This window comes from Vibrio sp. D404a, assembly GCF_030248535.1.
Lineage (GTDB): Bacteria > Pseudomonadota > Gammaproteobacteria > Enterobacterales > Vibrionaceae > Vibrio.
On record NZ_JAHGAJ010000022.1, the window covers coordinates 100,723 to 124,980 of the forward strand.

The following is a 24,258-nucleotide window of genomic DNA, read 5'->3' on the forward strand; positions in this document are numbered from 1 at the left end:
TAGTTGCTATCTATCAGATACACACACCTGTTGCGAAGTAAACACACTATTAGAACTGGTATGCGGCAGACAATTTGTAGTTACGACCTGGTTCATAGTCGTCTAGCACAAAGCCACGAGCAGTACCTGAGCGAGACGCATGAGACGTGTAAAGTTCGTCAAATACATTATCTATACCGAACGTAACCGATAAACCCTCAATATTATTTGGTACCCATTGCGCATATAGGTTATGTACGTCGTAACCTTCTTTGATTGGAGCACCATCAGCAACGTTAGTTTCATCTTTCACTAAGATAGAAGTCCAACCAAAGATCGTATCTAGCGACTCCGCTTGGTAATCCAGTGTTAGCGCGATGCTGTCACCCATATCGATACTGCGACCGTTACCACCCGGTACATAACCGCCCGTCTCTTTATTGGTGGTGTCTGAACGAGAGTAAGAAAGCTTACTGTTGAACATGTCGTAGCCGTAAGACACGCTAGCCTCGAAGCCTTTGATTTCAACATCGCCTAGATTGTAGATAAGGTAAGTCTGGGTAGCACCTTGGTATGCCTCCACAATGTAGTCATCAATATCCGTTTGGAAGACCGTCACATTTGCGCCCAAGAAATGATCGTCAATGTACTTGTTGAATCGAACACCACCTTGTGTGTTCAAGCCTGTTTCTGGTTTGATGTCGTCTGCTAGGTAGGCAACATCTTGGTACGCGATAAAGCTTTCAAGAAGCTCAGGGCCTTTGAACAGAGAACGCGCACTTGCGAACAGCGTCCAATCTTGCGTGACATCCCACTCCGTCGCCAATGCCCATGTTACGTCATCGAAATCATCGGTACCGGTTTCCGCTTTACGTTGATAGTCATCAAAGCGCAGGCCAGCAGTCACAGAAAAGTTATCGGTAAAGTAGAATTGGTCTTCAACAAACAAAGCCGTAGAAATCGCAGATTCATCCATGAACTTGCTGCTGCCATAGTAAGCGCTAGATGTCTTATCCATGTAGTCGAAGCCATAGGTTGCTCGATTCTCAAAGCTCGCGATGGTGAAGTCAGATTGCACTTTCGCCGTTAGGCCAAAGTTTTGGTTTTTCGCTTTGTTCTTCGACTGACGATTACCCGGCCACGCAGGAGCCATCACAGATTCATCACGCACGATCTCTGTCATGGTGTTATAAAGTGTGACATCTGCTTGGTGTGTATCGCCACGCATTTCATAGCTTAGAGTGACGGTGTCACGGTCATAATCCGTTGGGATCAGCTTATCACTCGACAAGCCTTCGTTTGCACCACCTGACATATCAGGACGTGGGCTGTAATCGCCGCTGTCACGATATAGGTCGTAAGCTAATTCAAAACGGTGCAGATCACTTGGCTCGTAACCAATTTTACCAAGAATGTTGTAGACGTCACCCGCAGCACCAAAGGTCTGATTACCATCGCCATCTTCAAAATCGTCACGGCTAACGAAGTTACCATAAACCATCAGGTCAATAGTATCCGTCGGGGTGCCATATACGGTTAGTGAGCCTTGCTGGCTGTCATTGGTCGCGTAACCGCCGTATACTCGCGCACCAAACTGTTCATCGTAACGAAGTAGATCTTTTGCGTCTTTTGTTTCAAAGTAAACCGCACCACCTAGACCATTTTGCGTCACAGAGTTGTTACCCACCTGAATGTCAGCAGACTTCAAGATATCTGGGTTCAGCGTCAAGTTACCAATGTGGTGGAACATGTTCGCGTGTTGCGACGCTCCATCTAAACGAATGTCTAGATCTGTCTCACTCAAACCACGAATCGTAATACGTTGGTTTACTGAGTGAGTTCCCCCCACATCCACACCGGGAATGTCACGCAGCAGATCTGACATATGATCCGCCTGTTTTAGTGACATGTCCTCAGACACCATAGACTCTGAGTTACTCGATACCTTAGTCCCCCATACAACCACCTCTTCGAAGTGTGAAGTCGTATCGTCGGCAAAGGCTGGGCTAGCGATAGCCGCGCCAATTGCGAGGCATAATGTTGAGCGCTTAATGGTCAAATGGATTGGGCTTTCCATAAATTCTGTTCCTAGATATAAATGATAATAATTCTCATGTATAATATGAGTCGAGTTTATAAATGGACAGGCGATTCACTTATGCAAAATCGCACAGGTGTTATGAGGAAAGGTCAAATGGGTGAAGTGGTTTCAAAACGAGCTAAAATGGGCAAAGTTACTCTGACCAAAAAGCTTGAGCAGACAGAAAAGCAGATCATTGTGACACAAGGTCAGCCTAAACAGACTTCACTTGCCGAAGGTAAGTTCCTCTCTTATCAATATAATGACCAGATTTTTGTCCATGGTGGGCGATGTGTAGAGTTGGTCGATACTAAAATTGTATCGACCGCACATGCAGCCGTCTTAGTAACCATTCTATTAGAAGGTAAGCTGTCGTTTGGCTACGACGACCTCGAATTTAACCTCGATGCATCCGAGAAACCGCAAGGTGTTGTTGTGAATCTCGCAAAGCCAGCCAACTTTCGTCGTGCGATGATCGCCAACAACCACCTAAATAAAATCAACATCTTAGTTAAGCAGTCGTGGTTTGAAGCACGTATGAACGAAGCGTGTACAAGTCGTAATTTTATTAAAACTCACACCGCTAATTACTACCTAAACATCACGGATCAAATACTGGCTCTTGCGCAGCAACTTACCACCAGTTCGACTCCTGACGACTTCCACCAAAAACTGCATATCGAAACTTTAACCCAGCAACTCTTGGCGAACTCACTCTCTCAGCTCCCTCTCTCTTGTTGTCAGGTGTGTCATAATGATCGCAAGAAAATCACCCTATCGAAAAATGAAGGTGATATGCAAAACAAGAGTAATGATGAGCGCATTGAGGAAATGATCAGCTTTATTGAGGTGCACTTGGATCAAGATTTAAGCCTAGAGCTGCTTGCTAAACAGTTCTCTATGAGTGTCTCTAACATTCAAAGGCGCTTCAAGCAATCTTATAACATGACCATCAATGGCTACATTCGTTTTAGGCGCCTTGAAATCGCGCGCCAGCATTTGGAAAGAGGTCTTGTATCCATTACTGAAGCTGCTTACGAAGCGGGCTATCAACACCCATCAAACTTTACCAACGCCTTTAAAAAGACCTTTGGTATGCCACCCCATGAGGTTACTGTGCGGGCCTAGCTCGTATTGAAGAAAATAATGGCTTAAACATACCGTAATCTAACACGGGATTGATTTAGCCAATTCAGAGGTGAGCCACTGGCTGAACTGTTCCTCTTTATTGGACAATGTCCCCTGCTCTGCAAGCAATACATAGTTAAAACCAGACTGCACAAAACCAAACGGCGCAATCAAATTACCTCGTTTCAAATCATCTTGCACTAACGGGTATGAACCAATCGCTATGCCTAGCCCATCGACAGCCGCCTGCAAGCAGAAATAGAAATGCCCCATCGTATGACAAGAGGATGTTTGTTTTAGGGCGACCTCAAACTTCTCGAGGCAAAGGTCAGTATCTATGTCTTGGTGCAGACCGACTGATGTTTTGTCGAAATGCGTAAGCCAATTCCTCCAAGCCTCGGGACGAGTCTCACTGTGCAAACATTTAAACCCACTTTCCAAACTGATCAGCCCCGACGACGAGTGTGAGATTTCTTCCCAGTACTGCGGAGAACACACGGGCCCAACCCACTCTTCAACTAAGCATCGTTTTTGATAGTTGTGCACGGTAGCAAAATCGTCTCGACGAATGGCTAATGAGAGTCCGGACGCCCCCAACACAACAGGTCCACCAGCCGTAGATAAACGAACATCAATACCCGACGATGCAAAGAAATCCGATATTCTCGGCATTAACCAGCGCATGGTCAACGTTGGCTCACAAGACACTTCTAATACATTATTACTCTGTTGGCTCAACACGTTAATGCCCGCTTGCAGTGTTGAGAATGCTTGTTCGGTATAGCCTTTAAGTAACTCACCCTCTGTGGTTAAACTCACCCCACGTCCCTGCTTATAAAACAATGGGCACGCTAAGTGCTCTTCCAAGACTCTTATCTGCTTACTGACAGCACCGTGAGTAATGTTGAGTTGTATTGCGGCTTCGCTGTAGCTCCCAACGTTGGCCGCCACATTGAACACTTGAAAGGCTTTTAGGTGTCTCATCTGTGAATTTTTCTCACATATTATTAGAATTCTTTTCGATTATAGTCAGCCAAAAGCCCGCATACAATAGCGCCTCTATCACAATAAGAGTCAATTCATATGGAACTAATCAGTCTAGCTATCTTAGGTATTTTAATCGTCATAAGCCCCGGTGCTGACTTTGTTTTAGTATTAAAGAACAGTATCAATCTCGGTAGAAGAGCGGGAATACTGACCGCTGTAGGTATCAGCCTTGCGATTGGTGTTCATATTAGCTATTCGATGTTAGGGATCAGTTACCTAATCTCACAAAATGAAGCGCTTTTCCATGCTATTCGTTACCTAGGCGCAGGCTACTTGATCTATTTAGGGCTGAAAGGGATCTTTGCCAAAGAACAAGCTTCGCCAGATATTAATCAAACTGAAAAAACTAAGCAGCGCTATATAGCTCAAGGCTTTTTCTGCAACGTGCTAAACCCAAAAACAATGCTGTTTTTCTTAAGTATTTTTAGTCAGCTGATCACCAATAACCCAACAGATAACGCATTCGCACTGGGTTACGGTGTCTATATGATGGCACTGCACATGGCATGGTTTGCGCTAGTGGCGATTCTCTTTACATCACCTCTGTTACAAGGTTGGTTAAATCGCTTCAAGCAGCGTCTGAATCAGGTTTGTGGAGCAGGTTTAGTGCTGTTCGGTTCTGCGCTTGCATTGAAGTCATAAGCACCGAAGTCATAAGCACTTAAACATAAAGTAAAACGAGTCACGACAAATCTAGGCGATGACAAGTTTGACGATGACCAGCTTTAGCAATAGTACATTTGCCAAAGCTGGTCATCGCTTGATCTTCCAGTCAATCAACAGTTGCTACTTTCTTTATTTCTTAGCTTCTTAACTTCTTAGCTGAAGGAAAACAGAGGAAGGTCATCACTATTAGGAAAGACTTGGTTTAACTGTACTGAGGTTAGCGACAAGTGTGCGGCAAGCGTACCTTTTATCACGGATCTCATGTCTGTTGTCGGTTGCAAATCTCTTTGCTGATACAGCTGACTGCTTGATAAACCGGGCCATTGGGTATGTACCTGCCCCCCCTTGATAGCTCCGCCAGCAATAAACATCGCATTGCCCGTACCGTGATCCGTCCCTTTTGTACCATTTTCAGCTGCAGTTCTGCCGAACTCACTGGCAACCATAATGACAGTTCTATTCCAACTGCTGCCAAGAGAGCTTCTTAGTGAGGCTAAACCTGTATCTAACGCTCTCAACTGATTAGCTAGCCGACCCTTCTCGGCACCTTGGTTTGCGTGGGTATCCCATCCACCAAGTTCCAGCGCCGCAATATTTGGTGCATCGCTTGCTGCCAATATATCGCCAGTCTTATCCATCAGGGATTTAAACTGCTTGCCAACGCTTTCATCCCCAACTAGCTGATCGACCTTCATAACGCTATCAAAGTTGGCAGATAACATTTCGTCACTCTGGAACATTTCTGCAAGTAACTCTGTCTGCTTATCTCGCGTTTTGAGCTTATTCGGATACCAACTCGCTACCTTAGACCCACCTTGCATAATCAAAGGCAAGCCTGAATCGATCGCGATCCCTTCATTTTTTGAGTCATCTAATGCAATCAAGCGGTTCAGCCAACCATCAGTGTGGAAAGGATCATCCGTGCCATTTTCAAGCACCTTTTGTCCATCAAAATGAGAGCGAGAACGATATGGCGTAGAACAAGCTTGAACCACACTAAACTCACCCGCTTTGAACCATTTATGAGATTGTGTCATTGCTGGGTGAAGACCAAAGAAGTCATCAAGTAGCAATAGTTGCTGTTTCTTCAAGCCAATGTTGGGTCTCAGTGCAAGGTAGTCTTTATCTCCATAAGGCACAGCGACATTCAAACCATCCATTGCGCCGCGCAAGGTGATCCAAACAAAGATGTTCTTAGAGTGAGTTTGTGCAAATAGTGGAAAAGGACACAAAGCAGTGACGCTACAGGCAGTCGCAATGGTTAAGAACTCGCGTCGGTTATAACGATTTATACTCATAACGCCTCCTATCGGTACTGAAATTGTGGGCTAAGCCAAAGCAAAGCAAGCTTCATCGGCACACCATCGGCTTTTGACATTGCAATCGCCGTATGTTCATCAAGCGCATTGGGGTACAAGGTCTGAGTGACTTCTTGCAGTAGCTTTTGTGGTTTGATGTTGGATTGTTTGGCCGACTTCACTGCCAAATTAGCCAGTCGATTAGCGACCTGCATTCTTTGGGTCAAGGCTGAAGGGCTATTGTAATCACTGTCTCGATCCGACCAACCAGCTGGAGAGCCCGGTTTATAAGGCGGCTGCCCCAAGGCGTTTAAAGTATTAAGCGCTTGTTTCTCGGTCAGTGTGATATTACCGCTTCTCACCACCGCAAATAACCACTCTTTGGGCGTACGAAAACGCACGGGCGACGTAACCTGTATCTTCTCACTATCAATCAGAACTTGATACATCGGCATGAGCTGCCCTTTCGCACGGACAAACGCTTGAGCCATCTCGTCCGCTAGCGCTTCTGGAACACTCCCCAAGAAATGAAGACAGAGTTTTCGCGAGAGGTGCTGCGCCGTATTGGTATGAATCGCTAAGTCTGCAAGACACCGCTCGCCTTGCTTAATCCCTGATTGACTGTAACGCCGCCCCAACAGATTCACGCTACCGGGCTCATGGGTCGACTCTGAAAAGCGAAACCCCACATTAGGCGATTTCATTTTTACGCCCCAACCCGATATTGCCTTAGCAAGCTCTGAGACATCTTGCTGGGTATAACCACTGCCTACGCCAAGTGTGTGCAGTTCCAAAATCTCTCGAGCTAGGTTTTCATTCAGCCCTTTCCCTCTGCGTTTTCCCACTTTGGAATTAGGACCAATAGACTGTTGGTTATCGAGATAGATGAGCATTGCCGGATGCTTAGTCACACCCTGCAGCATCTCATTAAACCCGCCATTCCAAGAGGAACGAATAACATCATTTTCGATATGTGCCGCCAAAGGTAATAACCTGCGATTGTCGACTGAAATAGCGAAATGGTTGCTCCAAAATTGGATCAATCTCTCTTGAAAGCCCAAAGGCGTATGAATACTTTGCTGATAACGGGCTTCGACTTGCTGGCGATAATTGGTTCGGAAAAACTGCTTAGTTTGATCTTTTATCATCTTCATTTGGTCGGGATCTTTCTTCGCAGCATTTCGCTTACTTCCCTGCTCGCCCAACTGAGTCAGTATCACCTCTGTACTCGGCAATGTTTTAAGCCTCGGATGCGTATAAGCCGAACGCAATAGTTGTTCTGATAACGTGTAGAAACGATCCTGACCAAGCCTAGGTCCGAACCCGAACCTTTGCTCAGTGACTATCTCTGATGTTGGATAATAGCTCATTGCGATACTCCCTATTCGCCGCTGTTTAAGTGTAATAGGAAATGAGCAAATTGGCTGAGCACTCAGGCGCACACCGACCCAAGGGTCGCAGGACAGAGATTGCGTTAACGTTTTGGTGACGCGGGAGTGTAAACAGAAAGGAGACAAAGAAGCGAGTGGTGCCAGCCAATCAACAAGCACCACCAATAATAACTACCGCTCTACTTTTGGTGAGTAGATAGAGTATGCAGTAATTTGACCCGCCACGATGGCCGAGAACATGAACAATGCCGATAAACCAATACTTGGAATTGGAAGAATGGACTGCTCAAATACCGACTGACTGGCACTCACCAACACGCGGCTACCCGGAACCAAAATAATGATACCTTGGACAATATAGATTGAACCCGTGAGGTCCATCTTCTTAGCAATCCAAGTACCGTATAGGGTAATCAATACGGTTGTCACCCAAGTGCCGACAACCCAGCCGCTATCAAAACCTAAGTAGAATGGTCCCCACATACCCAGTACAGCGACAGGCAAACCTAGCAAAATATCTTTTGGTCGGGCATTAAACATCACACCAATCGAAACCGAGATCAGTACAAGACCCGATACGTGCATCCACGTCGGTACTTCATTGGTATAAGAGATAGAGACCGCCTGCCCCCATAACGCCTCACCAATGTTTAACCCCATAACAATACCGACAAAGAGTTTAATCAGGGTAAGTGCGCTCTGCCCGAGTAAGCTTGTCCCCGAGACCAGATCGTTAAACGCCAGACATTCTAACGAGTTAGCGATCGACAATCCGGGCACAAACAGAACAATCGAAGCGATACACAAGGCCCATACAGGAACTGGTAAGCCAGTGCTGGCAAGGAAGGCTACAAAAATACCGGTGATTAAAGCAGCAATGAATTCAACGGCAATAGCACGTCGCCCATGACAAACCTGCTGACATAACCACACCATTAGTCCCAACAGGACAGAAAAACCTACGGCCTCCAAAGTGCTACCAACCAACATTAAGTATGCCGGTGGTATACCCATGTTCGCTAAAGCAGTCACAAACTTCGAATAACCAACGGGCTCCGGGACCGGTTCACTACTCGGTTGGTTAATACGGATGATCGTATTCGCTAACAGACTCAAGTTAATTGAAGCAGGTTTTAGACGCTTCAAAATAACCGCATTGTTGTCATCAGGAAATTGGTAGTTAATCGCCGTTGGTGTCGCTTGGATCATCACATCCACACCATGCTTTTTCGCATAGTGTTGTGTGTATTTTTCGAGCTTGTAAGGAGCACAGCCACTGCGATGCAGAGTGTCGCCGATTTCAACAATTTTGTTAATTCGATACTGGGAAGGCATGGACGTTATAGAGGTGAAAAAATATGCGGCAAATGTAACAAACGTGAGCCAAATTGACGAGTAATTTGGGTGAATTAGTTACTCATTTCTCTACTTTTTTTCGCACAACAAAAATAATATCGCACGACATACCTCTTTATAGTTATCAATCATATCAATGCCATATAGACGCCTGAATCATTCACAAACCAATCCCAACCATAAGTGAGACTTTGCTCACGCAGAATAGTCCCTTAAAAGGCCATAACGAACAAAAAAATAGCGCAACGGTGATTATGCGACCACTTAGCATAAAAATAGGGAAAAAAAGGTTTCGTTTTCAGTTAGATGTGGCATTATCGATCTCGTTAAGACGATGTGCGTGCATCGTATAATGGCTATTACCTCAGCCTTCCAAGCTGATGATGCGGGTTCGATTCCCGCTGCACGCTCCAAGTTTTAATCCTGCTTAGTCTTTCTCAATAAGACAATAAGCGTGCATCGTATAATGGCTATTACCTCAGCCTTCCAAGCTGATGATGCGGGTTCGATTCCCGCTGCACGCTCCAATACTCCCAAACCATGCAAAAAATAACTCTGCAACATTACTCACTCAACGGTTCTAAATTACTTTTCCATCAATAGTAACAAACTCATATGAGGAATGCTCACAAGCTTCGAAAACTCATACTCTTCAAAACCATTTCATAATCTTAATCAATATCTCGCTTTTGGCTTTGTGTTAGTGTTCGCGCATTAGAAGCAATGTCGTAATAATAAAAATGTTAAAAAACAAAAACTTAAGCATAGATACCATTACAATGGCTCTGACTAAGGTCGAGAATGCCAACAAGATAGAGCTCAGTTCACTAAAAGGGTATGTAGAACAGCAACCCGCGCAAGCAATTATGAATTTCCAAGCCTTGAGCGAGGCAGAGTCTATCGACGATAAACTGAAAAAGATCATGAACGAAATGCCGCACCTTCGTGGCGATGCACACCATGTTCTTGAGGCTGCTATCCTGCTTCAGTAATGCGTCAGCTTTCACTCTGCATTTGTAGGTAAATGAGATTTATTTGCAACCGTATAATTGATAGTATAATTACATCGTTAGCGGAGGCATTGAGATGAAAGCAAAAAAGGCATTAAAAAAACTGTATAAGAAGGCGAACAAAAAATCGCCTTCAGCTTCCGCACAACTGTTAAAACAGCTCAAGAAAAAAACCGACTCTTCGCTGAATTCTGGGCCGCAACCATCACGCATTGATTCGTCATCAAAGGAACTCCAAGAGCTTGCTGAACAAGTTGCCATCAGCGCCGTCTCTGAATTAGCTAAACCACTTAGTCCAGTCATATCTTGGTTAAACGATGCACCCGTTGGTTTTGATATCTCAACCTCTCAACGTTCTGCTGCCAATACGTCAAGTTTAAGTCCAGTAAAACCCAACCAAACACTGAGCAATGTTTCTTCTATTGGACGACTTCCACTTAAGTCACCACCTTGTAAACGCTGCCCTGCTCTGCAAAACGGTTTATGCAAGTGTGCCGCGAAGAAGTTTCAACTCTCAGCATAGCTTTATCTCGGTAGGCTATTCTCGGCACTTAACAACGCCCACAAAAAAAGCAGCCAAATAAGGCTGCTTTTTCATGTTCAATAGATCGATTCAGCGATGTTACGCGATGCTCATGACCATACGGCTAACCGTTGGTCCCAGTAAACGATTTAATGCAATCGTCGTTGCTCCTTTCACAAGCGTCTTGGTTCCTGAAACCATCGCCTGTTCAACAAAAGAAGGTTTGTCACTGCTTTGAGTCCAGTGGTGGCTTTCTAATATCTCCAACAAGCTTTCACAATCCAACTCGTTCTTATCAAACTGAATCGCCACAGAACCAGCATATTTTTTGTGCTTAATCTCAAAGACTGCATCAATATCATTCAGCTGATTGATCAGTTTCTCAACCTCTGATGGGTGATCTTTAATATAGTCCGAACGAACTCTAAGTCTTTGATTTGTCTTGTGAATGTAAGTGTTCATCTTAGAAAGAACCTTAATGATAACCAATCTCAATAGCAACATATCATTAAACTTGATTCAGCGCAAAACATCTCTATTTAAAATGGCCAAATGTTAACTTTTAGTACCCATGTATTTTTTGTGCCTATTATACTCAAGTGTATGAAACAACATATAAACAAGGCCTTAAAGTTAAGGAAGTGGGTATCGATTGGCCATCATATCCCAGGACGAGTTCGTCTTAAGTACAAACTAGGGATCGTTGCTCAACTGGCGAGTTATCGTAGCGACGAGATAGAACAAGCGATTGCATCTGTTCCGGCATTTAAAAACTACAAGATCAACACTGCGACCGGCAGCATCGTTATCGAATATGACCCGTCATGTATTCAACCTAGCACCATAGACGCTCTATTTTCCGACTCTGCTGCAGATGCTGAGCAGGCATGTTACTCGCTCGCCGAGCAGCTAAACCTCTAAGGAGTGAACACCTTGAGTAATGAGACGAACAACCCCTATCAAGCGTATTACAACGCAATGTTGGATATGCAAAAGGAGATGGCAAATGCCTATTTCGCTGCCCAGCAGAATGGTCAGTGGGATCCTAATATGCCTCCCCCAATGGGAATGCCACCCTTTATGATGCACGGTCAACCGATGCATCCTCAGTTTATGCACCCAGGAATGATGCCACCACATATGGCACATCCTGGTATGCCACCTCAATACAATCAGGCAAACGCCCCTCAAACGCCTCAACCAGAAGAGGAAAACAATGCCCTCTTTGAACAAGCACAAGCGATGCTCGATGGTGCACTAGGGGAAGAAGCAAATACATTCAAAGAGATATTAGGAAGTTTTGGTATGAGTGATAAAGAATTCTGGAAAGGCGCTATGGTCGGCGCAGCGGCGGCTTTGATCCTAAGCAACGACAACGTTCGTGGAAAGCTAATGGGACTGGTTTCTGGTGCTGGTGACATGCTTAAAAATGGTGGAGAAGCCGTGCGTGACAGCGCAGCCAACACCGCAAGCAGTGTCAAAGAGAACGTATCTACTGGCAGTGAGATCTTCAAAGACACTTACCAAGCGGGCAAGCAAGGCTATCAAGATTCAGTACAAAAACATAAAGCTGAGCCAGTCATCAAGCCACTGAAGCCGGGGCAAGAACCGACTGCACCGACTACTGATGCTGACACACCTGCAATTCAAGAGCAGTAATCATGAGCAATGCAACCAACAAGCTAAGCACTGCAAATCGAGCCATGCTCGTGGGCGCGATTGCGGGTGGTAGTGCTTCGTTGGCTAAACATTGGCAGCAACATAAATCAGGTCAGTTAGATACGAATACTCTGGCTGCCGAAGCGGCTAAAGACGCAATTAAAGCAGGTGCTATCGCAGGTTCAACGACTTATGTTGCAGAAAAAATGGCAGGACGCCCTGCGCTTTCTCTGATGACCATTCTAAGCGTGGGTGCTGCCGGCCTCTACCTACTTGACCAAACATCGGAACATAAAAATGAACAATAACAATCCTTACGGTTACCCGTACTACGGTTATCAGCAACCTGCTCAACCTACCACTGAGCAACCGCAACAATACAAGCAACAAAACAGCAAAACACATTTCGCGATGGGTGTTGCTGCAGGGGCTGCTGTCGCCTACCTGCTAACCAACAAGAAATTTAAGCAAGGTGTAACGGCAACTGGTGAAAAAGCTTGGTCTGCGGTACGCGGCGAAGTAGAAGAGCTGAAAGAGCGCTTAGAAGACACACAAGCAGAACTCGAATACTACCGAAATCTACACAAAGGCGACGAATGATTGGACTCCAGGTTAAGCACCACTTCCCTGGTCGAGTCAGATTTAAAGTCCCAGCGTTAAAGCAGTACTCAGACGTTGGAAGTTGGGTCAAGACGAGCCTGCTTGCTATTCAGGGTATTCGAGATGTGCGAGTCAATGAAGACGCGTACTCGATTACCATTGTATATGATGCTGAACTGATCAACGCCTCAAACGTTGAAGCTCGACTGACTCAATTAGACTTTGCCCTCGCAGAGCAGTCTGAGGCGGAGCACGAGTACACACGTGGTGATATCGCGATGAATGTCATCGGCACCATTGCTGCCGCATTGTTGCCAAATAAGTGGGCTGCAATCAGCACTGCAACTCTGATAGCACCCACACTGTTTGAAGGCGTAGGTGACCTTAGTAATAAAGATATCTCCGTAGAAGTGCTGGATGCCATAGCGGTTGGACTTTCTGCTTGGCGCGGTGATTATAGCACGGCCATGATGACTCAAAGTTTGATTAGCTTAGGTGAATACATGGAGCAGAAGACGAGCCGCAATAGCGACGAGCTACTTGCCGATCTTATGCGCCCTCAAGAAAGCACGGTTTGGTTAGTGTCCGATAAAGAGCGCATTCAGGTTCACTCATCTGAACTCAAGCCTGACGATGTGATTGAGTTAGGCCCCGGTGTCGCAATCCCAATTGATGGCACCATCCTGAAAGGCACGGCCTTGGTTAACCAATCTTCGCTTACTGGAGAAAATGTGCCTGTAAGGCGAGAACAAGATGCCGTCGTTTACTCTGGCACCAGCGTCCATGATGGCACTATTCAAGTGCGCGTTGATAAGGTAGGGAGTGAAGCTACCACCGCCAAGATCGCGAAACTGATTTACGATTCACTCAGTGAGAAAAGTGAGACACAGCAAGTCACACAAGATATGGCGAATCGCCGTGTAAAAATAACCTTGGGTATCGGTGCGGCTGTCTTTGCTTTAACCCAAGACATCAACCGTGTCGCCTCCGTTTTTCTTGTTGATTACTCTTGTGCGCTTAAGCTAAGTACACCAGTGACGTTTAAATCGATCATGTATCGAGCAGCATCACAAGGCATCTTATTCAAAGGCGGCTCTGCCATTGAGAAACTGGTTAACATCGATACTTGTGTGTTTGATAAGACCGGTACGCTTACTCATGGCGATATGGAAGTGACTGATGTAATCCCGCTTTGTAATCACAACAGTGCCCGCGATTTACTGGCAATGGCAGCCTCCGTGGAAGAGCACAGTAACCACCCTCTTTCACAGGCGGTGGTCAATGCAGCAAAACAACACGAACTGCCCCACATTGACCACGGTGAAGTGGAATATGTGATTGCCCATGGTCTAAAAACCACGCTTAATAATGAGCAACTCGTCATGGGTAGCCGTCATTTTCTTGAAGTGCATGAACAGGTCGACTTTAGTGAATATGAAGAGACCATTCGCCAATACGAAGCGCTCGGTCGACACCTGATCTTCGTCTCCTACCAAGGCAAGCTCATTGGCATGCTAGGGCTCAGAGACCACCTGCGTGAAGATGCAAAAGCAACCTTAGAGAGCCTTCGAGGTTTAGGCATAAACGAACTCATCATGATCACGGGTGACAGCCAGTTTAAAGCTCAGATCTTGGGTGACGAATTGAAGCTTGATCAAATCTTCGCAGAAGCCGTCCCATCGACTAAGTCGTCGATTGTTGAGTCTCTGCAGCGACAAGGTAAAAGAGTGATGTTTGTTGGTGATGGCGTGAACGATGCGCCTGCACTTACTGCTTCTGATGTGGGTGTTGCGATGTCTCAGGGGACTGAACTTGCGAGACAAGTAGCTGATGTTGTCCTGCTACATGACAAACTGTCCGCCCTGTCTGATGCTCGTGAGCTGGCAAATATCGCGATGGGTGTCATCCATTCCAACATCAAGCTCGCAGAGTACGTCAACAGTGGCATTATGCTCGCAGCAGCTCTCGGATATCTGAGCCCTGCGATGAGTGCCCTACTCCACAATGGCACCACGCTCTCGATTCTTGGACGTTCTGCCGCATTGCGTCACGGCTAATAGCGAATGACTAATGACTCCAGCTTAAAATAATGACCCTGAGCGAAAGTCTGAAACCAACAAAGCCCTGCATCATCTGCTGGGCTTTCAATTATTGCGTAGTTTCTATTTAAGGCCCTACGACAATTCTTGGCGAAATAACAATGGGTTGCGCTAAGTTAAGAACCACTGGAGTTAAGGCTTTCGTTACCCTTGCAAGAGTAATCATAGTTGGTGCGATGTTAATGCTCTTGGTAGGAACAGGCACTTTTACTCTGGAAAGTTGTTGTGTTGCGGTACATCCCGTCATTGAGATAAGACCAACCATAGCTACTAGAATTTTGTTTTTGATTTTCATTGTTTTGTCCTTAAATCTGAGTCCGATATTCGCGAGGGGATAACACTATCAACCACTCCTCGTACCACTGGATTTAAGGATGCATTCATAAGTCAGATATTAAAACCAAAATCAATCAAGTCACTTATAATGACACTCCAAGTCTTATAAAATGTTACTTAGGATTGATATAATCAATATTATCAAACATATCAAAGTGCCAGCGCCTTAAGGCAATAATCAAAGACGTTCCATTTCGATCACTCATATCAAGCTCATTGTCACCATGACAAGCGCTATAGAACTCTTCAACTAACTTCTGTAAACGAAGTTGGAACTTCTGATTGGTGTGCGGTGACATTAAACCGGTCGACATTAGTAACTTTTCATCTTGTCGACTAAAGTGACTTTGAAAAAACTCTGGTAGCACTTGAGTTAAAAAGAAGGTTTGAATAGGGCCTCCTGCTATCCAATCAAAGTTGGGCGACAACAATAACCTAATACGGTTGTCAGGCATCAACTCCAATACCCCTATCCTGTCGAGCTCAATCAGCTTTTGCATCAGCAGCTGTTTATTGATGTTGTAGCGTTCGATGATCTCGTTAAGTTGAAATCCATTCAAGACGCAAACCGATACCATCAATAGCGCTTTGTCTGACACTATCTGTTGTTCTTGTTCAAACGTTAAGCTCTGGAGGTTTTTCTCTGCGTTTGCAGCTAGCTTAACTAGTTCACATATATCCATGCTGATCAGTTCGCAAATCGCACTTAGCCTCGCCAAGCTGATGTTATTGCCGTCTGCAAGCAGCCTTTTCACCGAGCCTTCACTTAAGTCGAGCTTAATCGCGATGTCTTGATAGTGGATATCATGAAGTTTGAGCTGCTTTTTCAACTCTTTAATAATGGATTGTGTTCCTGACATATCGTTTCTTTGCTTATTAACAGACGCATCAGCTTTATAAATTAGCAAACCAAACGCGTTAAGGAACCAATTGGGCTCAAGAGTGGGTTATTTTGTGAGACGGGCGACAAGAATACAGAAAAACAGCCCAATCGGACTGTTTTTCAAAGAGTTACACAAGCAACAACACAGCTATCACTAAACGAGGATATATGGTTATATAGCCGCTAACTGAGCTTTTCGGTCTTTGTTAACAACGCAGAAATTACCACGTTTGGTTCGGCACTTAGAGCAGCGTTCGCACTCTACTGGAGCACGGTCACCTTCTTGCCAACGTTTGATGAGTTTGGGCTCAGAAAGCAGAGGACGCGACAAAGCAAAATACTCAATACCTGTGTTGTTTGCGATATTTTCAATAGCCGCGATATCGGTAAGTCCGCCAACTGTAATCACAGGAGCCTTAATCTCACGGCTGACAATATCACCATACTCATGAAAATAGCCCTCTTCTTGCACGGTGTAGCCATCGTAACAATCACCCACCATAGTATTGGCTTTACCATGTACGTTACCCGACATGATGATGCCGTCTACACCCAGTTGATCAAGACGCTGGCAGATTTTTCTAGTCTCTTCGAAAGTTAAACCACCCTCAAAAAACTCAGTCGCTGTTAGTTTAACGAAGATTGGATAATCCTCTCCCACCAGTTCACGTGTCTTGTTGAAGATTTCGACCAAAAAGCGCATACGATTTTCTAAGCTACCACCATACTCATCTCGACGTTGGTTGTAGTAAGGACTTAGAAACTGGTTGATAAGGTAGGTATGTGCAGCGTGAATTTCTACACCATCAAAGCCAGATTGTTTTGCTCTTAGGCTCGCAGCAGCGAAGGCATCAACAATGTAGTCGATGTCTTGCTTCGACATCGCTTTGCCTTGCGTTTTAGTGCCCATCTCTGGAACATCACTCGGTGCAAAAATGACACGTTCACCAAGGTTGTAAGTGGTTTTTGTGCCACCGTAAGCAAGCTGCATAACAATCTTCGAACCATAGCTTTGCACTAGTTGGGTAAGCCTTTGGTACTCTTCGATGAACGAATCATCGTAGATCCCCATCATTCCCGCATTTGGTTTTTCTTCTGCGACAATGTTCGCATAACCCGTGACAATCAGTCCCACTTGTCCTTGTGCAAGCTCTTCATAAATCGCATAGAGCTTATCCGTCATATGGCCATCTTCTGTCGCCATATTTTCCCACGTCGCGCTACGCATGAATCGATTCTTTAGAACCATGTTGCCAAGGCGATTTTCGGTGAACAAAGTACTCAAGTGAAACCCTCTAGATCTGTTTTCGATGTCGACAAACGAAAAAGAGCAATCACCGATATACTATCGAGGATTGCTCTTCACTGTTCAAAGCGAACGATGTCGTGAATGACACGCATAGTAACGACTAATCGCAAGCCAGAACTTAATCTAGATTAAGGTTAATGCTTCCTTTTAGGGAAACGGAGGCTTAGCCAAGTGATAGCTAGCCTTAAAGGAAATAATACCTGCGACTAACCGTATTTCACCGTTGGATCGACACATTGGTATATCTCACCGATACACGCATCGTTGGTCACCAAGCTCTCTACGATACGCGCCACCTCTTGACGGTAAATCACACCATGAATCTCGCCAGATTGAGATACTTCTCCCTGATTAGTAACTTCTCCATCAATCAGTCCACCCGGTCTTAGAATCGTAAAGTCCAGATCACTCGACGCAAGCCAAGCTTCAGCAAGACTCTTCTCTCTAACTGCAGCGCCAAACCCTTGTCTCGCACGCTCCGATAAATATTGCCACGAATCGCCACATCCTAATGATGTCACCAATAAAAAGCGCTTAATCTCACGCTTCTGTAGAGCGTCAATCAAATAACGATGTCCGATATAGTCGACTGGAACTTCGGCTCTAAAACTACCCATGCTAGACACAACCAAACAGTCTTGAGGTAACGCCTCTACTGTAGCGTCTACTTGATCTTGCTGAGTGGCATCACAGCTTAATGTTTGCAGTTTAAGCTCACCCAAGCGAGGGTTCTTACTTGGATTTCGAGCAATAGCGATAACATTAAAACCACTTTGGTGAAATTGTTCGACCATAGCAGCACCCAAGCCACTCGCAGCTCCCCAAATCGCGACAGTTTTCATACAGACCTCTAAACAGTTGAATATACGGTCATGTTAGCGAAGTTGTCTTATTCTTTCTTATATGCAGATCAATAAAATGAAAATCATTCGTATTTTCAAAATTAAAATATGCTGTTCAACGATTATAAAAAAGGCTGACTTAACCAGTCAGCCTTAATCAAGACAAAATCAACGACATTCGAGTCTAGTTGAATTCGTATGTGTAAGAGATACCTACACTGTTGTTCTCTCCAAAGTCATCTTCTGCGAAAATGCTGAACAGATTAAATGACTGCGCCTCTGAGATCTTAAAGCTCGCACCTAACCCAGCCCAATAACCGGAATAGTCGTCTGAACCCATAGATCCGCCGCCGAATGCTAATAGTGACCACTGGTCATTGATCGGCTTCAAGCCAAACGCACCCAAATAACCACCGTGTGTCGAAGTCGGCATTAATACGTAATCACTATCAACGCTGGTGTCATCAAAATACGCGACTTCGCCATCGTTATAGCTGTAGCCCGCCATAGGAAATAGCTGCCACCCATAAGGTTCGATGCCAAAGTAACTGAGCGGCACGAAAGTACCAATGCTGTAGTTATTCTTATAGGCGTCGTTGTCGTATTCTGAGCGACTGAAGTTAAAGTTCACGATACCAAGCGGCAACAACCATGAGCCTCCAACTCGCCACTCATCGCCATCAGCATTGATTCGAGCGTTAATCATACGAGCTTCATCAAGCCCAATCGAGCCAGAGAACTTGAGTTCTTCGTTGTATGCGATACCTGCTTTGGTGACGATCTTTGTCGGATCTTCATGATGTTTCTCTTCAGCGTAAAGCGACGCAGAACAGCCGAAAGCGAGTATTGCAATGAGTAACTTTGAGTTTGTTTTCATTAGAAGGTCGCACTAATGCCAACGAAGTGGATGCGCCCGTCGAATGTGCCATCCATGTTTACATTCGCTCTGTCCATATCAACAGACCCAAAATCCGCGTATTCATAGAACACATCAATCAAAATATCGTCCCAATAGGTTGAAGCACCCACAGAGTAACGGTACTGCTCACCAACAGGTACATCTACCCATTGCATCGAAGGGTCGTCTTGCGGAGAGCTTTCATATGAGAAGCCCGCTTTTAATCGCCAATCCGAATTCAGTTGATAATCTGCACCTACTGCCAACTTCCAAACGTCATCCCAATCTCGCTTGATTGGCACACCACTTGCCAAACCAAAATCTAGAACTGTCTCATCCCAAGCGCTCCAACGGTGAAGCTGAACGCTGGTTAACAGATCTAGACGTTCGGTCACTGAATAGCTTGCACTAACATCAACAATCTCAGGCAACGCGATACCGGTAGACATCGAATCTAGTGGCCCGAGACCTTTTACATCATTATTAAACTCATGCTCTAATTTAGAACGATAGCTCATGCCCAGCTTAAGTTGCTCGGTTGGCGTGTACATGACACCCAAGTTGTAGCCATATGCCCAGTCAGTATCTTGTTTTGCTGTCAACATTGAGGTGGTTTGTTGGAACGCTGCCCAGCCGAGCTGAACACCGGCACCAATAGATAGCTGCTCATTCACTTGATAGCTTAACGCAGGGTTAACCTGCATTGCAGTCAGCGTAATGTCTTCAAGCAAAGCTGCGCCAGCCCAATCACTGCCGTAATCTAAACTCGAGCCACCTGCAGCGCCCAACGCGATACCGAAATGAAGTTTGTCTGTGATTTGATGTGCATGGAACGCACCCGCTGAAGGCAGAACAGAGTGACCACGCCCATCACCTGCAGAGCTGTTATCTTGGTAGTCCATTTCAAGATCGAACACCATAGCATTGATGGTGGTTTTACTTTCACCCATGTAAGACATTGTCGCTGGGTTTGTCCACATCGCCGCAGCGGAGCGAGTATAAACACCATCACCTGCGCCAGCAGTACCTGCGTTCGCAATCACCGCTTCTTGAAGGAAGATACCACTCGCAGAAACATTGAGGCTTGCCACTATGGCGGCAGCAGCTATAGAGAATTTAAAATTGTTTTTCATTAAAAGAGGCTCATTTAGCTAATTGATAATTCGACTAGCCGTAGGGTATCTCAAACCTCTATAAACAAATGGAATAACGCGTATTACTAGCCAAGGGCTATTTAAACTGCCTTACCTCGAACGCCCTTGGCTCGTCTTGGTTTCTCTCTCGCTGACCAGCAATAATTCTGTTCTTACTCATGCCCACTTTAATTTGATACCAAGTCTCTAACATGAGTGCTTTGCCAGGGCTGCTCCACCACGTTTTTTGATAGAGCTTCTTGTTAGCAGCTATCGCGTCGGGGCTTCGATTGGCGCACTCTAACGCCAAATTGTACGCTTCCGTATAAGGATCGGATGAGAGTCGAGTAACCAAGCCGTAGCTCTTGGCTGTTTGGCTGTCGATCACTTTGGCGGTCATCGCCATCTCTAAGGTGTGGTCTTGACGCATCACTTCTCGAAACGCAAGTGATCCACCCATATCAGGGATCAGCCCCCACTTCCCTTCCATGATTGAGAAATTTGAGTCGTAGCTTGCGATACGGAAATCACCACCACAAGCCAGTTGGAGACCACCGCCCCAGCACTTACCATGAATCGCAAAAATCACCGGACACGGTATGTCTCTCCAACCTGTCGAGAAACGCTGAGCGGCATTCGCCTGAGTCGGCCACCATTTGAACAACAACTTGATCGCCCCCATTTTACTGGTCAGTAGCGACTTCACATCCAACCCTGAGCAAAAATCACTGCCGCTACCGGTGACGATCACTGCTCGTATGGTTCGATTACGCTTTAATGTTCGCGTGAGTTGGTTAACAGCAATAAACATATCTATATCAATCGCATTGAGTTTATCTGGTCGATTGAGGGTTACTGTCGCGATATTGTTGTCATCTATGGTGCAAGTTACACGATCTTGATTAGGCATAATGTAAGACATCCGATGTCATGGGCTTACTTTTAGAGTAAACATTTTATTAACATACTCAAATGTCTGGAAGTAAATTTGATAGGTCGTCGATGTATTGATTTGGTTTCATACAAAAAAGCAGTACCGAAGTACTGCTGATTTTAAGATATCTAAATTAAATGCGATGCCACGATTTAGCCGCGCCTTGCTTTCAATAGCAAGAAGATGAAGTAGCTTCCCCCAATAATCGAGACCAAGGTTCCGGCAGCTAACTGCGCTGGAAATACCACAACTTGTCCCAGCCAATCAGCAAACAGCATTAAAGTAGCACCGATAAACATCGACAACACAATTTGCTCTTTGACCGTCCGAGCCCCAACAATCGCTGCGATATGCGGGCCAAGTAAGCCAACAAAGGCTACAGGTCCCATTGTGGTTGTCACCACGCCACATAGCACGGCAACTAAACAGAGCAAACAGAGATAAGCCGTAGAAATATTCAAACCGCGAGCAGAAGCAAACTGACGCCCTGAACCTATCAAAGTTACCCATCGACTCAAGAGCAGTGCCATTGTTACTACAACGGTAATTGCTGCAGCTAGAATCAATGCCGATTCTGGCTTAACTCGGTAAGTCGAACCTGCTAGCCATGCCAGTAGCGTGTATTTACCCTCTCCCACTCGCGTTAGTGAAAACTGAACCAGCGCTTCCAATACGGCTGTTAAGGAGATCCCAGTCAGGATCAAAATCGAAGGGGCATATTGGTGCTTCTTACCCAAAACAAGTAACAGCGCCAGCGCACCTAAACTGCCTAAGAAAGCCACCCAAGGGCTTAGGGTATGAATGGAATGCCCGAAAATCAAACTACTCAGAATTAATGCCAACACTGCTCCCGATGAAACCCCTAGAATGTCTGGACTTGCTAGTGGGTTATACACCAATCTCTGTAAGATCACGCCGGCGACAGCCAAACCGCCACCAGCAAAGGCTGCAGTTAACATGCGTGGCCAACGAATCGACCATTCAAATGCATCAGGGAATTGGAAATAGTGATCGGCAGAGAGCGGATGTGAAAATGTACTGAGTCCGATTAAACCGAGCATGATTGCGCCAATCATCAAGTAGATGCGTGAACTCGTCTCTCTGGCACCTTTTGGCATCGAGAAGAACATCTGATCTTGAGCAGTAAGCTGTTTACGAGCAATCAGAATCAGCGCCGGAGCACCGATCACTGCGGTCGCCGTGCCAGTAGGAATGAGATCAAAAGACCACTGACCGATAAAGATCGCCAAGCTATCCGTCATACACAGCAGTAACGCACCCAATACTCCACTGGCGTATAGCTCATGTTTGGCTTTGATCGCTCCAAGGTAACGCGCAATGTTCGGTGCAATCAAACCAATAAAGCTGATCACACCTACCGTCGTAATAGAGACCGACACCAGCCAAACACCAACAAACATCAGAAGGAAAAAGGTTGTGCCGATATTCAAACCGCGAGCGGCTGCGCCTTCTGTCCCAATGGAGAGAAGCGTTAACACACGTGGTGCAAATAGGAAGATAGCTAAAATAGGCAGAAGCCTCGGCAGCAGCCATTCAACTTGCTCCCAACCATTCTGTCCTAAATCCCCCGCTCCCCAAATAAATAGATTCTGCGCATATTGGTCATTCAATAGAATGATTGCGGTCGCGAACGCACCAAGCAGTAAATTGACCGCCATACCGGCCAACACTATTGGCAAGCCACTCATATTTTTCAGGCCAACGATGGCGACAATCAGCCCCATTGCAACGAGCGCACCCAGCAACGCAAAAAATACCGAAAACTGGCCAACCAGCATTGGCGCAAGTACATTTAGCAACACTAGGCCAAGCCAAGCACCGGCAGATGTCCCCAAGGTCAATGGAGACATCATTCTATTCTGAGTTAATTGCTGAAACAGACTACCAATGGTTCCAAGCGTTCCGCCAACCAGCAACGCCATCATTAGCCGAGGCAAGTTAACATCAACAAAGCCCATGAGCTCAAAAGATTCTGCGTACAGTGCTTGTATATCAGCCCAACTGCCGGCTTCTGATACCTGCCCAACTAATAGCGGAATAGGCCCAAAATCACTCTGCCCTAGCCATAGATGGATTGTGGCTGCCAAACACAATGCAGCCACCACAATTAACCCGTTACGTCTCATTACTTCTCAGCTAGCTCCAGCATTGATTCAGCCATTGCCTCTGCATTGTAGAGAATTGACATTGCACCACCATAACTCCAACTTGGCGCCACTGAGCCCACTTGATTGTTCTTCACAAATGGCATGCTTTTCCACACTGGAGAACGATTCAATTTAGCGGTATATGGGAAAGGTTCAAAATAGAGTGCGATACCATCTTTGACGTATTTCAGCTCAGTGATTCGTTTCTGGGTGATCCCCCACTGGCTCGCAGGAAGATGCATAGCGTTTTCAAAGCCGAGCTGTTGCAGCGCATATTGAGGAATCGAGTTATCGCCATAGATAAACACAGAGTTTGTGCTAGCAAATCGGAACGAAGTAACCTTAGGTTTTTCTTCTGGGTAAGCTTTATCAAGCATGGCTTTGAGTTCCGAAAGACGCTCATTCATTGCATCTAGCTTCTGGTTAGCTAGCTCTTCTTTACCCAGTACATGACCAATCTTTTTAAAGTTATCGATCGCCGCTTGTGCGTTGTCATGACTCTCACTGTATGTCTGATAGTAAAGCACCGGAGCAATTTCAGATAAACGCGCCTCAAGATCTTTCTGCGGTGAAGCGATCATGATGACATCCGGTTTTAACTGTTTAAGTACCGAAAAGTTAGGTTCCGTTCGCGTACCTACATCTTGTGCACCTTCTGGTACAGGCGGCTGAACAACCCATTCGTTGTAGCCCGCGATATCAGGAACAGCAATCGGAGTTACACCCAATTCAATCACCTGTTCGGCAATATCCCAGTTGAGGGCGGCAATACGCACAGGTTCAGAAGGCAAGGTTTTGCTTCCCTCACTATCTTGTACCTGAAATTCAGCAAATACCTGCGCTGACCAAGCACAAGCCAAGATTGACAGACTCATTCCCACCTTGGAAAGTCGCGAGCCTTTGTTGATTAAATCCATAT

General features: G+C 45.6%; 24 protein-coding genes and 2 tRNA genes. 11 read left to right on the forward strand and 15 right to left on the reverse strand.

Annotated features, from left to right (window positions below):
- Window positions 1-49: 49 nt before the first annotated feature.
- The gene (locus KI655_RS14305; RefSeq protein ID WP_285406204.1) at window positions 50-2,056 is read right to left on the reverse strand and encodes a TonB-dependent siderophore receptor; all 2,007 of its coding nucleotides are present in this window, start codon (window positions 2,054-2,056) and stop codon (window positions 50-52) included.
- Between the two features lie 21 nt (window positions 2,057-2,077).
- On the opposite strand from KI655_RS14305, the gene KI655_RS14310 reads away from it, so the two are divergent.
- Window positions 2,078-3,187, forward strand: a complete 1,110-nt coding sequence (locus tag KI655_RS14310) for an AraC family transcriptional regulator (RefSeq protein WP_285406207.1) — start codon at window positions 2,078-2,080, stop codon at window positions 3,185-3,187.
- Between the two features lie 39 nt (window positions 3,188-3,226).
- Here KI655_RS14310 and KI655_RS14315 read toward each other — a convergent pair whose 3' ends face one another.
- Window positions 3,227-4,171 carry a LysR family transcriptional regulator gene (locus KI655_RS14315; protein WP_285406210.1) on the reverse strand — a complete coding sequence of 315 codons (945 nt, stop codon included), beginning with the start codon at window positions 4,169-4,171 and terminating at the stop codon, window positions 3,227-3,229.
- A 99-nt stretch (window positions 4,172-4,270) separates the two neighbouring features.
- Between KI655_RS14315 and KI655_RS14320 the strand changes: the two genes are divergently transcribed.
- The gene (locus KI655_RS14320) at window positions 4,271-4,876 is read left to right on the forward strand and encodes a LysE family translocator (RefSeq protein WP_285406212.1); all 606 of its coding nucleotides are present in this window, start codon (window positions 4,271-4,273) and stop codon (window positions 4,874-4,876) included.
- 176 nt (window positions 4,877-5,052) lie between these two features.
- Here the strand turns inward: KI655_RS14320 and KI655_RS14325 are convergent, their stop codons facing one another.
- The 3 genes from KI655_RS14325 to KI655_RS14335 all read right to left on the reverse strand — a co-directional run bounded on the left by KI655_RS14325 (window position 5,053) and on the right by KI655_RS14335 (window position 8,924).
- The gene (locus KI655_RS14325) at window positions 5,053-6,198 is read right to left on the reverse strand and encodes a DUF1501 domain-containing protein (protein ID WP_285406215.1); all 1,146 of its coding nucleotides are present in this window, start codon (window positions 6,196-6,198) and stop codon (window positions 5,053-5,055) included.
- An 8-nt stretch (window positions 6,199-6,206) separates the two neighbouring features.
- Window positions 6,207-7,568 (reverse strand): DUF1800 family protein, encoded by a 1,362-nt coding sequence (locus KI655_RS14330; RefSeq protein ID WP_285406217.1) that lies wholly within the window; start codon window positions 7,566-7,568, stop codon window positions 6,207-6,209.
- Between the two features lie 192 nt (window positions 7,569-7,760).
- Window positions 7,761-8,924: a threonine/serine exporter family protein gene (locus KI655_RS14335; protein ID WP_285406219.1), complete on the reverse strand. Its 1,164-nt coding sequence runs from the start codon at window positions 8,922-8,924 to the stop codon at window positions 7,761-7,763.
- A 359-nt stretch (window positions 8,925-9,283) separates the two neighbouring features.
- Between KI655_RS14335 and KI655_RS14340 the strand changes: the two genes are divergently transcribed.
- From KI655_RS14340 to KI655_RS14355, 4 genes are all read left to right on the forward strand, one after another.
- Window positions 9,284-9,358, forward strand: a tRNA-Gly gene (locus KI655_RS14340).
- A gap of 39 nt (window positions 9,359-9,397) precedes the next feature.
- Window positions 9,398-9,472: transfer RNA gene (locus tag KI655_RS14345), tRNA-Gly, on the forward strand.
- Window positions 9,473-9,685: 213 nt separating this feature from the next.
- Window positions 9,686-9,937, forward strand: a complete 252-nt coding sequence (locus KI655_RS14350; protein WP_306416276.1) for a hypothetical protein — start codon at window positions 9,686-9,688, stop codon at window positions 9,935-9,937.
- A gap of 94 nt (window positions 9,938-10,031) precedes the next feature.
- Window positions 10,032-10,478, forward strand: a complete 447-nt coding sequence (locus tag KI655_RS14355; RefSeq protein ID WP_285406224.1) for a hypothetical protein — start codon at window positions 10,032-10,034, stop codon at window positions 10,476-10,478.
- Window positions 10,479-10,577: 99 nt separating this feature from the next.
- Here KI655_RS14355 and KI655_RS14360 read toward each other — a convergent pair whose 3' ends face one another.
- Window positions 10,578-10,940: an HMA2 domain-containing protein gene (locus KI655_RS14360; RefSeq protein ID WP_285406227.1), complete on the reverse strand. Its 363-nt coding sequence runs from the start codon at window positions 10,938-10,940 to the stop codon at window positions 10,578-10,580.
- Between the two features lie 141 nt (window positions 10,941-11,081).
- Between KI655_RS14360 and KI655_RS14365 the strand changes: the two genes are divergently transcribed.
- The 5 genes from KI655_RS14365 to KI655_RS14385 are packed head-to-tail and all read left to right on the forward strand — an operon-like array spanning window position 11,082 to window position 14,794.
- A complete protein-coding gene (locus KI655_RS14365; protein WP_285406229.1) occupies window positions 11,082-11,399 on the forward strand; it encodes an HMA2 domain-containing protein in 318 nt (105 codons plus the stop codon).
- 12 nt (window positions 11,400-11,411) lie between these two features.
- Window positions 11,412-12,137: a YtxH domain-containing protein gene (locus tag KI655_RS14370; RefSeq protein WP_285406231.1), complete on the forward strand. Its 726-nt coding sequence runs from the start codon at window positions 11,412-11,414 to the stop codon at window positions 12,135-12,137.
- Between the two features lie 2 nt (window positions 12,138-12,139).
- A complete protein-coding gene (locus KI655_RS14375) occupies window positions 12,140-12,445 on the forward strand; it encodes a hypothetical protein (RefSeq protein WP_285406233.1) in 306 nt (101 codons plus the stop codon).
- Window positions 12,435-12,737: a YtxH domain-containing protein gene (locus KI655_RS14380; RefSeq protein ID WP_285406235.1), complete on the forward strand. Its 303-nt coding sequence runs from the start codon at window positions 12,435-12,437 to the stop codon at window positions 12,735-12,737. Before KI655_RS14375 ends, KI655_RS14380 begins: the two co-directional genes overlap by 11 nt.
- Window positions 12,734-14,794 carry a heavy metal translocating P-type ATPase gene (locus KI655_RS14385; RefSeq protein ID WP_285406238.1) on the forward strand — a complete coding sequence of 687 codons (2,061 nt, stop codon included), beginning with the start codon at window positions 12,734-12,736 and terminating at the stop codon, window positions 14,792-14,794. Before KI655_RS14380 ends, KI655_RS14385 begins: the two co-directional genes overlap by 4 nt.
- 109 nt (window positions 14,795-14,903) lie before the next feature.
- Here KI655_RS14385 and KI655_RS14390 read toward each other — a convergent pair whose 3' ends face one another.
- From KI655_RS14390 to KI655_RS14430, 9 genes are all read right to left on the reverse strand, one after another.
- The gene (locus KI655_RS14390) at window positions 14,904-15,131 is read right to left on the reverse strand and encodes a hypothetical protein (RefSeq protein ID WP_285406240.1); all 228 of its coding nucleotides are present in this window, start codon (window positions 15,129-15,131) and stop codon (window positions 14,904-14,906) included.
- A 154-nt stretch (window positions 15,132-15,285) separates the two neighbouring features.
- Window positions 15,286-16,032 (reverse strand): helix-turn-helix domain-containing protein, encoded by a 747-nt coding sequence (locus KI655_RS14395; RefSeq protein WP_285406242.1) that lies wholly within the window; start codon window positions 16,030-16,032, stop codon window positions 15,286-15,288.
- Window positions 16,033-16,227: 195 nt separating this feature from the next.
- Complete coding sequence (locus KI655_RS14400) at window positions 16,228-17,340, reverse strand: NADH:flavin oxidoreductase (protein WP_285406245.1); 1,113 nt, start codon at window positions 17,338-17,340, stop codon at window positions 16,228-16,230.
- 230 nt (window positions 17,341-17,570) lie between these two features.
- Window positions 17,571-18,206 (reverse strand): SDR family NAD(P)-dependent oxidoreductase, encoded by a 636-nt coding sequence (locus KI655_RS14405; protein ID WP_285406247.1) that lies wholly within the window; start codon window positions 18,204-18,206, stop codon window positions 17,571-17,573.
- A 184-nt stretch (window positions 18,207-18,390) separates the two neighbouring features.
- Window positions 18,391-19,083: a hypothetical protein gene (locus tag KI655_RS14410; RefSeq protein ID WP_285406249.1), complete on the reverse strand. Its 693-nt coding sequence runs from the start codon at window positions 19,081-19,083 to the stop codon at window positions 18,391-18,393.
- Entirely contained in the window at window positions 19,083-20,237 is a 1,155-nt protein-coding gene (locus KI655_RS14415; protein WP_285406251.1) for an OmpP1/FadL family transporter, read from the reverse strand. The genes KI655_RS14410 and KI655_RS14415 overlap by 1 nt, the downstream gene beginning before the upstream one ends.
- A gap of 97 nt (window positions 20,238-20,334) precedes the next feature.
- The gene (locus KI655_RS14420) at window positions 20,335-21,147 is read right to left on the reverse strand and encodes a crotonase/enoyl-CoA hydratase family protein (protein ID WP_285406253.1); all 813 of its coding nucleotides are present in this window, start codon (window positions 21,145-21,147) and stop codon (window positions 20,335-20,337) included.
- Between the two features lie 176 nt (window positions 21,148-21,323).
- Window positions 21,324-23,318 (reverse strand): Fe(3+)-hydroxamate ABC transporter permease FhuB, encoded by a 1,995-nt coding sequence (fhuB, locus tag KI655_RS14425; RefSeq protein WP_285406256.1) that lies wholly within the window; start codon window positions 23,316-23,318, stop codon window positions 21,324-21,326.
- Window positions 23,318-24,256, reverse strand: a complete 939-nt coding sequence (locus KI655_RS14430) for an iron-siderophore ABC transporter substrate-binding protein (protein WP_285406258.1) — start codon at window positions 24,254-24,256, stop codon at window positions 23,318-23,320. Before KI655_RS14430 ends, fhuB begins: the two co-directional genes overlap by 1 nt.
- Window positions 24,257-24,258: the final 2 nt, after the last annotated feature.

What these genes read in the sequence shown, in the direction of transcription:
- KI655_RS14305 (WP_285406204.1), bottom strand. Translation starts at nt 2,056, where the DNA reads ATGGAAAGCCCAATCCATTTGACCATTAAGCGCTCAACATTATGCCTC.
- KI655_RS14310 (WP_285406207.1), top strand. Translation starts at nt 2,078, where the DNA reads ATGATAATAATTCTCATGTATAATATGAGTCGAGTTTATAAATGGACA.
- KI655_RS14315 (WP_285406210.1), bottom strand. Translation starts at nt 4,171, where the DNA reads ATGAGACACCTAAAAGCCTTTCAAGTGTTCAATGTGGCGGCCAACGTT.
- KI655_RS14320 (WP_285406212.1), top strand. Translation starts at nt 4,271, where the DNA reads ATGGAACTAATCAGTCTAGCTATCTTAGGTATTTTAATCGTCATAAGC.
- KI655_RS14325 (WP_285406215.1), bottom strand. Translation starts at nt 6,198, where the DNA reads ATGAGTATAAATCGTTATAACCGACGCGAGTTCTTAACCATTGCGACT.
- KI655_RS14330 (WP_285406217.1), bottom strand. Translation starts at nt 7,568, where the DNA reads ATGAGCTATTATCCAACATCAGAGATAGTCACTGAGCAAAGGTTCGGG.
- KI655_RS14335 (WP_285406219.1), bottom strand. Translation starts at nt 8,924, where the DNA reads ATGCCTTCCCAGTATCGAATTAACAAAATTGTTGAAATCGGCGACACT.
- KI655_RS14350 (WP_306416276.1), top strand. Translation starts at nt 9,686, where the DNA reads ATGTTAAAAAACAAAAACTTAAGCATAGATACCATTACAATGGCTCTG.
- KI655_RS14355 (WP_285406224.1), top strand. Translation starts at nt 10,032, where the DNA reads ATGAAAGCAAAAAAGGCATTAAAAAAACTGTATAAGAAGGCGAACAAA.
- KI655_RS14360 (WP_285406227.1), bottom strand. Translation starts at nt 10,940, where the DNA reads ATGAACACTTACATTCACAAGACAAATCAAAGACTTAGAGTTCGTTCG.
- KI655_RS14365 (WP_285406229.1), top strand. Translation starts at nt 11,082, where the DNA reads ATGAAACAACATATAAACAAGGCCTTAAAGTTAAGGAAGTGGGTATCG.
- KI655_RS14375 (WP_285406233.1), top strand. Translation starts at nt 12,140, where the DNA reads ATGAGCAATGCAACCAACAAGCTAAGCACTGCAAATCGAGCCATGCTC.
- KI655_RS14380 (WP_285406235.1), top strand. Translation starts at nt 12,435, where the DNA reads ATGAACAATAACAATCCTTACGGTTACCCGTACTACGGTTATCAGCAA.
- KI655_RS14385 (WP_285406238.1), top strand. Translation starts at nt 12,734, where the DNA reads ATGATTGGACTCCAGGTTAAGCACCACTTCCCTGGTCGAGTCAGATTT.
- KI655_RS14390 (WP_285406240.1), bottom strand. Translation starts at nt 15,131, where the DNA reads ATGAAAATCAAAAACAAAATTCTAGTAGCTATGGTTGGTCTTATCTCA.
- KI655_RS14395 (WP_285406242.1), bottom strand. Translation starts at nt 16,032, where the DNA reads ATGTCAGGAACACAATCCATTATTAAAGAGTTGAAAAAGCAGCTCAAA.
- KI655_RS14405 (WP_285406247.1), bottom strand. Translation starts at nt 18,206, where the DNA reads ATGAAAACTGTCGCGATTTGGGGAGCTGCGAGTGGCTTGGGTGCTGCT.
- KI655_RS14410 (WP_285406249.1), bottom strand. Translation starts at nt 19,083, where the DNA reads ATGAAAACAAACTCAAAGTTACTCATTGCAATACTCGCTTTCGGCTGT.
- KI655_RS14415 (WP_285406251.1), bottom strand. Translation starts at nt 20,237, where the DNA reads ATGAAAAACAATTTTAAATTCTCTATAGCTGCTGCCGCCATAGTGGCA.
- KI655_RS14420 (WP_285406253.1), bottom strand. Translation starts at nt 21,147, where the DNA reads ATGCCTAATCAAGATCGTGTAACTTGCACCATAGATGACAACAATATC.
- fhuB (WP_285406256.1), bottom strand. Translation starts at nt 23,318, where the DNA reads ATGAGACGTAACGGGTTAATTGTGGTGGCTGCATTGTGTTTGGCAGCC.
- KI655_RS14430 (WP_285406258.1), bottom strand. Translation starts at nt 24,256, where the DNA reads ATGGATTTAATCAACAAAGGCTCGCGACTTTCCAAGGTGGGAATGAGT.